The organism is Mangrovimonas sp. CR14 (assembly GCF_011764015.1).
Taxonomy (GTDB): Bacteria; Bacteroidota; Bacteroidia; order Flavobacteriales; family Flavobacteriaceae; genus Mangrovimonas; species Mangrovimonas futianensis.
In genome coordinates, this window is the sequence record NZ_JAAFZY010000002.1 from 1 (window position 1) to 14,128 (window position 14,128).

Consider the following 14,128-nt stretch of genomic DNA (forward strand, 5'->3'; position numbering starts at 1 on the left):
ATCCCTTAACCCCAGTATCTCAAACTTTCTATGAACTTACGCTCCCGGTTTCCCCGTTTGCGGGTGCAAATATACCACCCTTTTTTCCTATCCAACAAACTTTTTCAAACCTTTTTTTGAAGTTTTTTTGAAATTGAAAATCAAAGATTGATTTTCAGAGCTTTACAAGATAAGAAAAAATCTTTGTTTTGAAAAACCTTATAAAAAGAAATTCCAAACAATACCAAAACGCAGTATAAAATCTCTGTATGGGTAGTTTGGTGCGGAATAATAATCGTATCCAGTCCACGCTGAATTGAAGTGTTCTGCCTTAAAATAAATACGCGCCGTTCTTACCTTCGCATCGATAAAGAAATCAAACATAGGGAAACCTCCAAACTTACGATCTGTCTGAACATAGAATTCTGCCAAAAGTGGATCATAAGCATTCATATAATATTCGGTAAAATAATTAAAGGTTACTCCCGTTTGCAGGAACAACGCATTTCTGAAGAAATGGTTCTGATAATAAACTGTGTTACGTGTTACAAATTCTGGAGCATTGAATACCTGGCTGCCATCTTCAATAGTTTGGTATACTATAGAGTTATCTATTCCAAACTTACCTAACTTCACATCCTTTTTTAATTGAACCTTCAAATATCCAATTGTGCTATTATTCTGAAAGGGCTTAACTAAATCTGAAGTCTCCTCCTTTATATAATAGGCATAATCTGTAATGGTGGAAATATCAACCAGTACTTCAGCCCATTTTTGAGACAAGATTCCAAATTGTAAGTTTTGAGTCTTTACATTATTAAAGTTATTTCGCCAGTTATAGTTCTTGTAACTACTTTGATAAAGTAGAAAGTTATAGTTGGGAGCTTTGGAACTATGATTGATCTTTGCAGACAATAATATATCATCTATGATATTAAGAGTAGCCTGTCCCGTTATAAAGTTACCATCAAAGTCTCCCGCCACGTTTAAACCAAAATCTCCTTTTATATTAAATCTTCCAATTTTATTGGTATAACCTCCTCCTATATTATATACCTTCCCTTTAAGCCTATTCGTTATGACCTCTTCATTTAAGATGACTAGCTTGTCATATCCATAATTGAAGTCATCCATTCCAGTCTGGAATCTTAAATCACCAAGAAGTTCGTTTCTATATTCTGCATAAGCTCCTAAATGAAAATCTTCTAAAGTAGCCCGATCTCTTAAATTACTTGCTTGAAATGCATCACCGAAATACTCATTGGCTGCACTTTGGTTGAATTCATAATACTTGTCTTCAAATGAAATGACATTTCCTACTTTTAAGGAACTATTAGAAATCGAATCCTTTTCTTGGATTAATTTATATGTGTGATCTAAATGAAAGCGCTTTCCTTTTAATATGTTTTCCGCATTTTCAAAGTTTACATCAAATACACCTCTATCCTTAAAATCGGGATTACCGGATTCAAAATATATGATATTATCATCCCGTATCCCTCCATTTTCTTGATTCAACAAATCCTGAATAACGATATGACCGTTGGCCGAGTACCTTTTATCCTTAGAATCATAACTGGAGGTAAACCTAAAGTTTCCCGTACTGGTCAATATATGTTGGTATTTACCTAAAGACCGTAGTCCTTTATATGCCACAGAAAAATTAAACTGCTTGGACGTATTAACAGTAAAGAAGGCATCAACCTGTTGCCCTTGCTCAAATGCTGACTTATAATAGAGCTCTGTAAATGGTGTAGGCACATGATAATAATTGATATCCTCAATCTCCATATAATTAAAATGTCTCGCCCTTGCACCAAAAAGCGGCATTAGTTTTTCATTATCTAAGTTATATATTAAGGTATTATATGTTTGCCCAACATTATTGAACTTCAGCAACCCAAAAAAATCTCTCCTGAGATAGTTCCACTTATATTCTTTTTTTATTGTTAAAGAAGTATCCACATGAGTCGTATCTCGTTCTGGAGATATTATAAGATACTGCTCAATTTTAGCATCATAGTTAATAATGTTCTTATTGGAGGTACTTTTTGTAGACCCTCTTCTTTGTTGGTTTTCATCGTAATCTCCAGTTGGAGTTAGGCCATCTGTTGATTGAATTATTTGCGAATATGTAGAAAGGCCAAAACCAAACAAAAAAAGTGCTAAAAATATCTTCTTCATAATAATTTTTCAGACCTTGCAAAGGTATGTACAATTTATCATAACGCGATTATACTAAGAATTATTTAAATGCTCAAGCTGAAATATTCTGAATTTAAATTTGAATGTGGAACAGATGAAGCAGGGAGAGGTTGCTTATCTGGTCCGGTGACGGCGGCGGCCGTTATTTTACCAAATGACTTTTCAAACAACCTTTTGAATGACTCCAAACAATTATCTGAAAGGAAACGGAAATTCCTAAGGCCTATTATTGAACAAGAAGCACTTGCATTTGGTGTGGCTCATGTTTTCCCTGAAGAAATCGATGCCATCAATATTTTAAATGCCTCCATTTTGGCAATGCATCGGGCCATTGAGCAATTAAAGATCACACCGGAATATATCATTGTTGATGGCAATCGATTCAAACCCTTTAATGAAGTTCCTTTTGACACTATTATCAAAGGAGACAGTAAATATTTATCGATTGCAGCTGCATCTGTTTTGGCAAAAACCTACCGTGATGATTATATGGAACAGGCTCATGAAGAATTCCCTCAATATGATTGGAAAAAAAATAAAGGATACCCAACCAAAAGACACAGGGAAGCCATAAAAAAATTGGGGCCGACAAACTACCACAGAAAATCATTCAAACTACTTCCAGAACAATTAAAGTTAGACCTATAACAATTATATTTGCACAAACCCTCTTTAATGAAAAACCTAAAATATGCCATTCTTTTTGTGGTGCTTGTTTTTAGTTGCTCCAAAGAATCTTCAAAAAGGCAACCTTTAGACTATTTACCCCAGGATCCAGAATTTGTTTTTAGAATTAACCAATTAGAAGGATTAAAAAGCTCCTTAAAGAATAATGACCTTCTAAAATCCCTTTCTTCCTCGGAGGTTTCCCAAAACTTAACCGACAAGTTGGATTTGATTCAGCACTTTTCTACAGAGGAAGAAATTTTATTAAGCTTCATTCATGATCAAAATGATAGCCTACAATATAGCCTAGCTACTCACCTCAATAAATATTTATTCCAAATCGATTCTTTACCGAATCATAAATTAGAGACCATCACAGATCAAGGATTTACCTTTTCCAAAACCACTATTGACCAACACATATTATATAGTGTAATTAAAGACAGTATTTTTATTGGAGCGTCCACATTAGATTTACTTCAAAACTGCCTTAAGTCTAACATCAAAGGAAGTGAATGGTTAGAATTACTGAACTCTTCAAACAGTGGTTCTGATTTATCCGTTTTCATAAATAATAAGAATCATTCCATTCCTCAAAACATTTTTCATCTAGACTCTATTTCTTCAGCGTCCTTTAGTTCATACTATAATTTAGATATAGACTTGAATCAAGATGCTGTTATATATAATGGTGTAACGAAAGCTACTGATTCTACAAAAAGTTTCATCAATCAGTTTAAAGGCATTCAACCTCAAGAAAATGAATTGGCTAAAATCACCCCAGCTAATAGCGATGGCTTTCTAAGTTTCACTTTCGCAAACTACAGCCAACTGAAACCTCAATTGAGATTACCTGAAATCGCAGATTCCTTAAGTGTAGAAACTTCCCTCTTAGATAATATTATAGAAGTAGGTCTCATTTTTGAAGGAAATGACCAGGCTGTCGTTTTAAATTCCCTAGACGACCTATCTACTTTAGAATCTCTAGAATCATCCTTAATAGAAACCTATAGACAAGTGGAAATTCATGAGTTTAAATATCCAGAATTTTTTCATCAATCTTTTGGAAGCTTAGTACCCTATTCAACGGCCACCAAATATTGCCAGTTAAATCAGTTTTTTGTTTTTTCAGATAGTTACGAACTTTTACAAAACATTATAGTCAACTTTCAAAATAATACCACCTTATCTCATCGAGACTTTTATGAGGATATCAAAATGCAGTTAAGTGACGAGTCTTCACTTTTAATGGTGGGGAACCAGGAAACCCTAAGTAACTTCTTCGAAAAAAATCTTAATGAAGAACAAGCATTTAAATTAAATCAATATAAGGTTTCTGCCCTTCAATTTATCTACGATCAAGATTTCGCACATATTAATGGTATTTTCAAAAAGGCCAAAACAAAGGCTGTTGACAATTCCATTTCAGAAGAATTTTCAATAGAACTTGATGCAGCCCTTATTAATGAGCCCAAGTTTGTATCAAATCACATCACACAAGAGAAGGAAATAGTAGTTCAAGATATTAAGAACAACCTTTATCTTATTTCCAATTCTGGGAAAGTTCTTTGGAAAAAGCAACTACATGGACCTATACTTGGTCAAATTAGTCAAATAGACATGTATAAAAATGGAAGGCTTCAATTAGCTTTTGCCACCCCACATCGGGTTTATGTTTTGGATCGCAATGGCAAGGAAGTAGATCCTTTCCCTTTAAAATTCAATGACGATATTACCCAGCCATTAGCTGTATTTGACTATGACAATAACAAAAAATATCGTTTAATCATTACTCAGGGTAACAGAATCTATATGGTTGATGGTAGAGGGAAATCGGTAAAAGGATTCAATTTCAAAGGAACAGAAAAGAACCTAGTACATGCTCCGCAACATATAAGAATAGGAAATAAAGACTACCTCCTATTTCAAACAGAAGACAAAATTTACATTCAAGACCGCGTTGGAAAAACAAGGGTAACCCCGAAAAATCAATACCAGTATTCAGATACCGGCATCTATGAATTCGAAAACAAATTCATAACTACAACAAAAGACGGTATTTTGGTTACTATTGATCAAAGTGGAAATACGGCATCAAGAGATTTAAAACTGACCGATCATCACAAATTGGTAACAACTTCCAAAACATTAGTTGCAATGTCTGAGAATAGATTGACCATTAAGGATAAAACCATAGAACTTGATTTTGGAAATTATACCGATCCCGATATCTTCTACTTAAATGACAAAATCTATGTGACTGTAACTGATTTGCAAACCCAAAAAGTCTATTTATTTGACAGTAATGCCAAACCTATTAATAATTTCCCAGTTTATGGAACTTCAAAAATGGCATTAGACAACATCGACAAAGACAGAAATTTGGAATTTGTTACCCAAGGAGAAAATAACTCCATCTTAATTTACCAAATCAATTAATCTTTTCAAGCTATGATAAAGCGTTCCCAAGCCTCAATCTCTAAGTTAATCATTCATAAAGTTGGTAATAAGTTTAACCATACCAAAAATGCTTTTTCTGAAGATATTGTAAGATTTGATGATGCCAGTTACGATTTAATGCTCCCATTTTTATTACGCCCTTTTGGAAGTGTGGTTCAGAGTTATAGGTTCAACCACCATGCTAGTATTGCATTAAATGAGATCAACACCTATAGCTCTCAAATTTTTGAAGATGACGATCATTTTGTTGAAACTTCCAAACATATTGTTGAGCATCTTTTTGAGCAATCTAATTCTGCACAAATAAAAACGGGAGATGTATTGGTAGTTTTGTTTGAGGGTATTGAATACAATGAAATCACAACCAATGCTGTTGGCATCTTTAAAATAGAGAATAAAGTGGACTTCTTTCAAACCTTTTTAGAAAATAGCAGTTATGATGTGGTTGTTCAAAAAGGAATCAATTCAAAAAAAGTTGATAAAGGATGCTTGATTTTAAATCAAAGCGATGCTGAAGGGCGTATTATTTTGAGCGCCGACAACAATAATTATGATGCGCAATATTGGACCAAGCAATTTTTGAATATCAAATTTGCCGATGATGCTAATCAGCACACCCAAACTTATATCGAATTATGTAGAGATTTTTCTGAGGAAGTTTTAAAGACTTCTTATGGCAATCAAGAGCAAAGTACCTTTTTGGCCAAAACTATTGACTACTTCAAGGAACATGAAAGTGTGGATGTGGAAGACTTCAAAGACGAGGTGTTTTTTGAAGACAAACACAAAGAGCTCTTTGACAATTACAAAAAGAGCTTTGAAAGTGAGCTCGATATTGTGGTTAGAAATCACTTTGACGTGGCCGAAGCTGTAGTAAAAAAGGAAAAGCGAAAGTTAAAAACCGAAATAAAACTTGATACCAATATTCAAATAAAACTGGATATTGATGCTCCCGATGCTTCGGAGGAGTATTTAGAACGAGGCTATGACGAAGAAAAAAAGATGCATTACTATAAAGTTTATTTCAACACAGAGGGATAATTCATTAAATTTATAATGACCCTTTTTTAATAAAAGAGCACTAACATGAAAAAAGTTCGTTACCTCTTTCCTATTCTCATTTTATCTGCGCTTGCTTTACAAAGTTGTAAAGATGATGATTGCTACATACAAGTAAGTAATCCCGTTTATAATCCAGACACAGGTACCTACTCAGATCAAATGAGCAGGGTTCCTTGTGAGGAAGGTAATCGATAATCTCTGGGGTTAAATTAAAATCTCCTTATTTGTTGAAATAAATTCTGCTTCAAAAAGCTCAGTAAAATGCTTTAACAATTTGGATTTCACCTCTTCCATATCAATCTCCTTTTTACCCAGCTCCATATTTAGAGACGTTACGGCTTTACCTTTAATTCCACAAGGAATCATATTGTCAAAATAGCCCAAATCTGCATTTACGTTTAAAGCAAATCCATGCATGGTTACCCAGCGACTCGCTCTTACGCCCATGGCACAAATTTTTCTAGCGAAAGGTGTTCCTACATCCAGCCAAACTCCCGTTTCTCCTTCACTTCTTTCCGCCTTTAATCCGTATTCCGCTAGTGTGAGAATAATCATTTCCTCTAAAAGTCGCAGATATTTGTGAATATCAGTAAAGAAATTATCTAAATCCAAAATCGGATATCCTACAATCTGTCCTGGACCATGGTAGGTGATATCTCCTCCTCTGTTTACTTTGTAAAAGGTTGCCTCTTTTTCTGCTAATTGCTGTTCAGAAATTAATAAGTTGGAGATGTCGCCACTTTTACCCAAGGTATAAACATGCGGATGTTCTACAAAAAGAAAATAGTTGGGAGTTTCAAGAGTTGTTTCCTCCCGTCTATTTTTGATTTTTACATCAACTATTTCCTGAAATAAGGATTCCTGGTAGTCCCATGTATCCTTATAATCCCTTCTTCCTAACTCCTGTAATTGAACTTTTTTATTCATCTATTCATCTTCTAGTTCCACTTCCACGTTTAACAATTCCGGATTTTTCAAATAATCCATAAAATTTAACTCTAGGGTCATGGTCTTTTTATCCTCACTAAACAACGCATCTTCATGAGACGCTGACTTTATTTTTCTAGGGAAATGATAATTCAACTTATAGGTTGAACTTGCCAAAATAGGAGTCAAATCTCCCATACTGTCAACCAAAGTCTTGTATACTTCTTGATCTTTCATCACTGTCTCCCTTTTAAACAAATTTCCTTTAAGGCTATAAGTAAGTTCTGATCCATTTGCATTTGCCATGGCAGAAAAAGGATTACTTGTATCTTTAGTATCCACGCCTCCTTCTCCTTGGAAATTACTCACATTATTCATGGCTTTAAAAAGGTCATCCAATTCTGAAATCGAATTAAAATCTGAGAACAAATCAAACTTCATGGTTTGTTCTTTGGAATCCATAACCATGTGCATTCCAAAAGCCTCAAGGTTTTTTAATTTCTCTTGCTCTTCTTGGCTTAATTTTGAAATACTGTCTTTTTTAGCCTCCAGAAAATCCTTAAAATACAAAATAGAATCTATCGATTTCTCTCCGTCCTTGGACATCTCGTCCCCAGCCATCTTCATTAGTTCAGATGCATCCATGCTAAAGGTCATTTTTCCAGATCCATCTTCTTGCATATAAATGTTTTCTGAAAATTGACAACTGGTTAATAAAAGTATAGCGACAAAAGTTAGGGTAAAAAATAGCTGTTTCATTTGTAAATTTTAAGGTTGGTACAAAGATACAAATTAAGACTTAGGATTATTCAAAATAACCAATGCAGCAATAACTCCAGGAACCCAGCCACAAAGCCATAATAAAAAGACTATTAAAATAGAACCGCAACCCTTATCCAATACGGCTAAAGGTGGGCAAATGATAGAAAGTAATACTCTCCAAAAACTCATAATAATTTAGTTTATTGATTGATGTACTCATTTGTCGAAAAACAAGATGACTTGTTACAGGATTTTCCAATATAATAAATTGAAATAGTAATGAATACTAGTTATCTTTGTGCCTTCAAAAATTACACAAATAATAGTATATGTCACAGTTATCTGAACAAGAAATCGTAAGAAGAGACAAACTTGCCAAATTACGCGAGTTAGGTATCAACCCATACCCTGCAGATTTATTTCCTGTAAAACAGACGTCCAAGGGAATAAAGTCTGATTTCGAGGAAGGAAAGAAGGTTGTGGTTGCTGGCAGATTGATGTCCAGACGTATACAAGGAAGTGCCAGTTTTGCAGAATTACAAGATAGTGAAGGCCGAATTCAAGTGTATTTTAACCGTGACGAAATTTGTACCGGTGATGATAAAAGCAAATACAATGATGTCTATAAAAAATTGCTGGATATTGGGGATTTTATCGGTATTGAAGGTGAATTATTTAAGACTAAGGTGGGTGAAAAAACCATCATGGTTAAGGATTTCACGCTTTTAAGTAAAGCTTTAAAACCTTTACCATTACCTAAAGTTGATGCTGAAGGGAATGTACATGACAAATTTGACGACCCCGAATTAAGATACAGGCAGCGTTATGCCGATTTGGTTGTAAACCCAAATGTGAAGGAAGTCTTTGTAAAACGTACTAAGCTCTTTAATGCGATGCGTGATTTCTTTAACAATGCTGGTTATTTTGAAGTTGAAACTCCAGTTTTACAACCCATTCCTGGTGGAGCGGCAGCTAGACCATTTGTAACGCATCACAACTCTTTGGATATTCCTTTATATATGAGAATAGCCAATGAGCTTTATTTGAAGCGATTAATTGTAGGTGGATTCGATGGTGTCTATGAGTTTTCTAAGAATTTCAGAAATGAAGGAATGGACAGAACACACAACCCAGAGTTTACAGCTATGGAAATCTATGTCGCTTATAAAGATTATAATTGGATGATGGATTTCTGTGAGCAATTGTTGGAACATTGTGCAACAGCTGTAAATGGAACAACCAAGGCGACTTTTGGAGATCATGAAATAGATTTCAAAGCACCTTACAAGCGTGTGACCATGGCCGATTCTATTAAGGAGTTTACTGGTTTTGATATTACTGGCAAAACAGAAGATGAGATTAGGCAAGCGGCTCAAGGCATGGGCATTGAAGTTGATGACACCATGGGTAAAGGAAAATTGATTGATGAGATTTTTGGTGAAAAATGTGAAGGCAATTACATCCAACCGACGTTCATCACAGATTATCCAAAAGAAATGAGTCCGTTGTGTAAAGAACATCGTAACAATCCAGAACTAACTGAACGTTTTGAATTGATGGTTTGTGGAAAGGAAATAGCTAATGCGTATTCCGAATTAAACGACCCAATTGATCAAAGAGAACGTTTTGAACACCAATTAAAATTGGCTGACCGAGGTGATGATGAAGCAACTCAATTTATTGATTATGACTTTTTGCGTGCTTTGGAATATGGCATGCCTCCTACTTCTGGAATGGGAATTGGAATGGATCGTTTGATCATGTTTTTAACTGACAACCAATCGATACAAGAAGTACTATTCTTCCCGCAAATGAAACCAGAGAAAAAGGCTCCAGAAATGACCGAGGACGAAAAAGGGGTATACAACATTTTGAAAGGACAAAGCCCTATTGATTTGAACCAGTTAAAAACACAGTCTGGATTGAGCAATAAAAAGTGGGATAAAACCATTAAGGGCTTGACCAAAAATGGTATTGCCAAAGTGAACAAAACTGATGAAGGTTTGTTTGTGGAAATGGCTTAAAAACTAGTTATGCTAAAATAGTTCAGTATCTAATAATAGTGAAGGGTTGCTTGATGCAACCCTTTTTTATTGGCAGATTATAGCAGATAAATCTTAGAATGATGTCACGCATCTGTCACTTTAATCATCAAACCAAAAAACATCAAACAAGGGCTCTTCATATCCCATGCCTCCTTTATAATTACAATTCCTTTTTTAGTACATTAAGAACCTGACCATCCATTAACAAGATACATAACGAGTAAAAAGCTTCTAACCTGTTATATAGGAAAATCCTTTCACTTTTATTATCTTGGTTTAAAATTCACAAGGGGCGGTTAAAGCCCAGTCTTTTGAGAATTATTAGTAAGCTTAATTGAATTAAAAAAAAGAGAATCAAATGATTATGCAAATCCCCTCTTATCTCAAAACGTTTTATTAATACTGGTAAAATTAAAGGATACTTTAGAGGAAAACTATTAAATTAATTTGCACCTTATGAGATACAAAATTCCAAATATTTCTGCAGACCTAGATTTAACAGAGAATCTAAAAAATATAGATAAAATAATAGACAACCTCAATCGGAGAAGAGATCATGGCCTTGATGCTGATTTAGAGAACAGATTAAAAAAACATCTTCTAATTTCTTCAGTTTACAATTCTAATGCAATTGAAGGAAATAAATTATCCTTGAGAGAAACAGAAATTATATTAGATGGAATGGTTATCAATGAAAGGCCCTTAAAGGATGAAATTGAAGCCAAATCATTAGCTAACGCCACTGAGTATCTTTATAAGTTAATCGATGGTCGCGAACAACTAAGTAAACGTACCCTTGAAGAATTACACTCCTTAATAATGGAAAATATTCCAAAAATTATTGGTGGTCAATTTAGAAAGGAAGAGGTTTCAATTAAAAACTCTGAACATATTCCAATTAGTTGGTTAGATATTGAATTAGAGATTGATGAGTTGTTCAAATGGATGAATAGAAACATGCACAAATACAATCCAATTGTAATGAGTGCAATACTACATCATTGGCTTGTGTGGATTCATCCATTCAGCGATGGTAATGGTCGGGTTACTCGACTATTTACTAACTTCTTTCTACTTCAGAAAGGATTCCCAGAAATTGTCGTTAAAATTGGGGATAGAGACAATTATTACAATGCACTAATTGATGCAGACAAAGGGGACATTACAAAATTAGTTGATTTATTCTCAGACAAAATAAGACAAACCGTTAATATTTATGAGGAGTTTTTGAATGAACATGATAGACAAATAGCTTGGAAAAAAAGATATAAAGAACTTGGAGAAGAAAAGTACTCAGATGCAAAAGAAACATTTTCATATCAATATGAGGTATGGCAAAATCAATTAAATACCTTTAAAACAATTCTTGCTAAAAATGTTGAAACAATTGATAAATTACTACCAAATATTTCCTTTTATATTAAAGAATATGAAATATTATCCTATAGCCAATATTTAGATATTTTAGAGGATAGAAAAGTATCAAACACTTGGTATTTTGTATTATCTGTCAGAAACAATGATAATAATGATAGTATGGGGTTTGTATTTTATTTTGAACGATTTAGACCAACTGGAAAAGCTAATATTGTAGAAGGAAAAGTAAAAAAAAGGCCACATATCAAATTGTATGTAGCAGCAAGAAGAGACCAAGAATCTTTTAAACTTAATCGCAATGTGGATTTAGTTAATGTTGGAACTCACAGAGACCAATTATCCTTTGGAGTTCATAATAGAAATTGGAACCCAAAACTGCAAGATAAAAATAGCAGAGCCTCAATAATAACTGTAAAAGATAACCCAAATAAAATTGTGAGAACATTTATAGACCAAATTCTATTTAATTATTTTGATGTAGGCAAGAAAAAACCTAGAAGAATTAATAGATAAGGCTCAAAGAACGATAGTATCCTGACTTAATTCAAATAAATAAATCACACATCACAATTTTATATGATAAATGAACCATGCGAGCTTTTTAAAAATAGCAGTAGATGTTTTAGATGACAATCCAGAAATTCATTTCTTACATTTTGATAAATTGATGGATGCCCTCTTATCCTTATTTAAGAACAGGATAGAAAAAAAAGAAACACAATTCGAGAATGAGCGAAATTATTTTATAAACCTATTGACTCAAAAATTTATCATTCATGGATTTTCAATTAAGAAGTTAATAGATGGTATAAGCCTAGACTCTAGAAGCAAAAATTTCTCTATTAAATTAATTGATCCATTTTCCATTCATTGTTTAGTAAGGGCTATTATTGAAAATTACTTAGTTCAAAACTATATTTCAAATTTAAACTTCGATAATGATTTACTTCAATTGAGATTTGAGATTTGGATGAGATATGGATTACTTCAAAGACAAATAAATCCTCAAACAGATGAAGCAAAAAGGGTTCATGAGTCAGATAAAAAAAGTATTGAACGGCTGGATATGGCCATCAAAACTAGACACGCCTACTTGGAACTTACTGAAGATAAAAAAATCTCATTTCTAAAAACCATTAATAAGGAATGGAAAATCACATTCAACCATGATAAATTTCATCCATTAAGTTGGAAACAATTAATGAAAGAGGCTGGAATCAAAGAAGGTATAAATGACCAAATTTATAATTTCCTTTCCTGGCACGCCCATTCTCAAAGCATTTCCATTTTACAATTAAAAAATATGTGGGACAAAAATTTTGATAAGCAAAGTATTTTCCTGTCTATTAAAAAATTAAATATGTTTACTAGTTTTATCCTTTCAGATATAATTAAATCGGATAATAGCTTTAGAAATTCATACAAAGACTTAAGTGAAGAATATCAAGATTTAATTAATTTTTACAATTTCTCTTTTAGGGAAAAAGAACATATCGTGGAATGATTTAAATTTTAACTCATCCACTAATATCAACTTTTTCCATTATATTTATCCGTAGGATAAACCTCTAGTAAATGGCCGTTAACCTTAGAAAGAAATATATAGGAGACAGTAAATTAAGTGCTAGAAACAGACCGTATAAATTCCAATTAGATTACTTGGTCAATGGTAAAAGGATTAGAGAGACCATTAAAGAAGTTGAGTTCAAACCATCGGACACCAAGGAAGAAAGGAAAGAAAAAGAGAGAATTGTAAACCGAATTAAAGCTAAACTTGAAATCGAATTAGGAAACTCTAAAAACGGGTTGGTTTCAAGGCAACTTCAAAAAGCCAACTTCATAGAATACTTTAAAAAATTAGGTGACTCAAAGACTGATAATACTAAGACAACTTGGGATAACACCTATAAACATCTAATCTCCTTTCAAGGAAGAAAAATCAAATTTGAGGATGTTTCCCCTAATTGGTTACAAAAATTTATAGAACACCTCAACGATGAGGTTTCTAATAACTCTACTTTCACTTATTTTAATAAGGTAAACGCAGCCTTAAACAAGGCGGTAAAAGAGAAAATCATCCTTGAAAACCCTGCTATACATATTGATAGACCTAAAAAAGAAGAAAATGAAATGGTCTATTTAACTGAAAAAGAAATACAAGAAATCATTAATACTGATTTCTTCGACAAAGATGTTAAGAATGCATTTCTTTTTGGTTGCTATACAGGCCTTAGGTTCTCTGACATTTCTAATCTTAAATGGAAAAATATTACAGAAGAAGGGATTCAATTGAAACAGACTAAAACTAAGTCAACTGTTTATATACCCTTAAATGAAAATTCAAGAAACATCTTAGAATCACAAAAAAAGGATTCAGAATTCGTTTTCAATCTATCTAATTATAACAGTTCCTCAAATAGAACCCTAAAAAAACTAATCGATGTAACTTCAATCGATAAAGATGTTTCATTCCATACAGCTAGACATACGTTTGCCACCTTACTAATCACACATGGGGTTAATATTTATACAGTTTCAAAACTCTTGGGGCATAAGGACATAAATAGCACTTTAGTTTATGCTAAGGTTGTTAATGAGGAAAAAGAAAAGGCCGTCAATAGTATTCCTACATTTAACTTTTAAAC

12 protein-coding genes are annotated in these 14,128 nt (G+C 33.3%); 8 read left to right on the top strand and 4 right to left on the bottom strand.

Annotated features, from left to right (window positions below):
• Window positions 1-198 precede the first annotated feature (198 nt).
• Window positions 199-2,163 carry a putative porin gene (locus tag GZ212_RS03230; protein WP_166957284.1) on the bottom strand — a complete coding sequence of 655 codons (1,965 nt, stop codon included), beginning with the start codon at window positions 2,161-2,163 and terminating at the stop codon, window positions 199-201.
• Window positions 2,164-2,232: 69 nt separating this feature from the next.
• Here GZ212_RS03230 and GZ212_RS03235 point away from each other — a divergent pair, with 69 nt between their 5' ends.
• From GZ212_RS03235 to GZ212_RS03250, 4 genes are read left to right on the top strand one after another with little or no spacing between them, the layout of a single operon-like run.
• A complete protein-coding gene (locus GZ212_RS03235) occupies window positions 2,233-2,832 on the top strand; it encodes a ribonuclease HII (RefSeq protein ID WP_053971538.1) in 600 nt (199 codons plus the stop codon).
• Window positions 2,833-2,859: 27 nt separating this feature from the next.
• Window positions 2,860-5,289 carry a ribonuclease HII gene (locus GZ212_RS03240; RefSeq protein WP_166957286.1) on the top strand — a complete coding sequence of 810 codons (2,430 nt, stop codon included), beginning with the start codon at window positions 2,860-2,862 and terminating at the stop codon, window positions 5,287-5,289.
• A gap of 12 nt (window positions 5,290-5,301) precedes the next feature.
• Window positions 5,302-6,351 carry a nucleoid-associated protein gene (locus GZ212_RS03245; RefSeq protein WP_166957288.1) on the top strand — a complete coding sequence of 350 codons (1,050 nt, stop codon included), beginning with the start codon at window positions 5,302-5,304 and terminating at the stop codon, window positions 6,349-6,351.
• 45 nt (window positions 6,352-6,396) lie between these two features.
• Window positions 6,397-6,567, top strand: a complete 171-nt coding sequence (locus GZ212_RS03250) for a hypothetical protein (protein ID WP_157492110.1) — start codon at window positions 6,397-6,399, stop codon at window positions 6,565-6,567.
• Window positions 6,568-6,576: 9 nt separating this feature from the next.
• Here GZ212_RS03250 and lipB read toward each other — a convergent pair whose 3' ends face one another.
• Genes lipB through GZ212_RS03265 form a run of 3 tightly spaced genes read right to left on the bottom strand, consistent with a single transcriptional unit; the run spans window position 6,577 to window position 8,250 of the window.
• Complete coding sequence (gene lipB, locus GZ212_RS03255; RefSeq protein ID WP_166957290.1) at window positions 6,577-7,299, bottom strand: lipoyl(octanoyl) transferase LipB; 723 nt, start codon at window positions 7,297-7,299, stop codon at window positions 6,577-6,579.
• Window positions 7,300-8,058, bottom strand: a complete 759-nt coding sequence (locus GZ212_RS03260; protein WP_166957292.1) for a hypothetical protein — start codon at window positions 8,056-8,058, stop codon at window positions 7,300-7,302. It abuts the gene before it with no gap.
• 33 nt (window positions 8,059-8,091) lie between these two features.
• Window positions 8,092-8,250: a YqaE/Pmp3 family membrane protein gene (locus GZ212_RS03265; RefSeq protein ID WP_082316562.1), complete on the bottom strand. Its 159-nt coding sequence runs from the start codon at window positions 8,248-8,250 to the stop codon at window positions 8,092-8,094.
• A 140-nt stretch (window positions 8,251-8,390) separates the two neighbouring features.
• Here GZ212_RS03265 and lysS point away from each other — a divergent pair, with 140 nt between their 5' ends.
• From lysS to GZ212_RS03285, 4 genes are all read left to right on the top strand, one after another.
• On the top strand, window positions 8,391-10,085 hold the full coding sequence (gene lysS / locus GZ212_RS03270; RefSeq protein WP_166957294.1) for a lysine--tRNA ligase: 1,695 nt from the start codon (window positions 8,391-8,393) through the stop codon (window positions 10,083-10,085).
• Between the two features lie 477 nt (window positions 10,086-10,562).
• Window positions 10,563-11,996 (top strand): Fic family protein, encoded by a 1,434-nt coding sequence (locus GZ212_RS03275; protein ID WP_166957296.1) that lies wholly within the window; start codon window positions 10,563-10,565, stop codon window positions 11,994-11,996.
• 70 nt (window positions 11,997-12,066) lie between these two features.
• The gene (locus GZ212_RS03280; protein ID WP_166957298.1) at window positions 12,067-12,987 is read left to right on the top strand and encodes a hypothetical protein; all 921 of its coding nucleotides are present in this window, start codon (window positions 12,067-12,069) and stop codon (window positions 12,985-12,987) included.
• A 71-nt stretch (window positions 12,988-13,058) separates the two neighbouring features.
• Entirely contained in the window at window positions 13,059-14,126 is a 1,068-nt protein-coding gene (locus GZ212_RS03285; protein WP_166957300.1) for a tyrosine-type recombinase/integrase, read from the top strand.
• The last annotated feature ends 2 nt before the right edge of the window (window positions 14,127-14,128 follow it).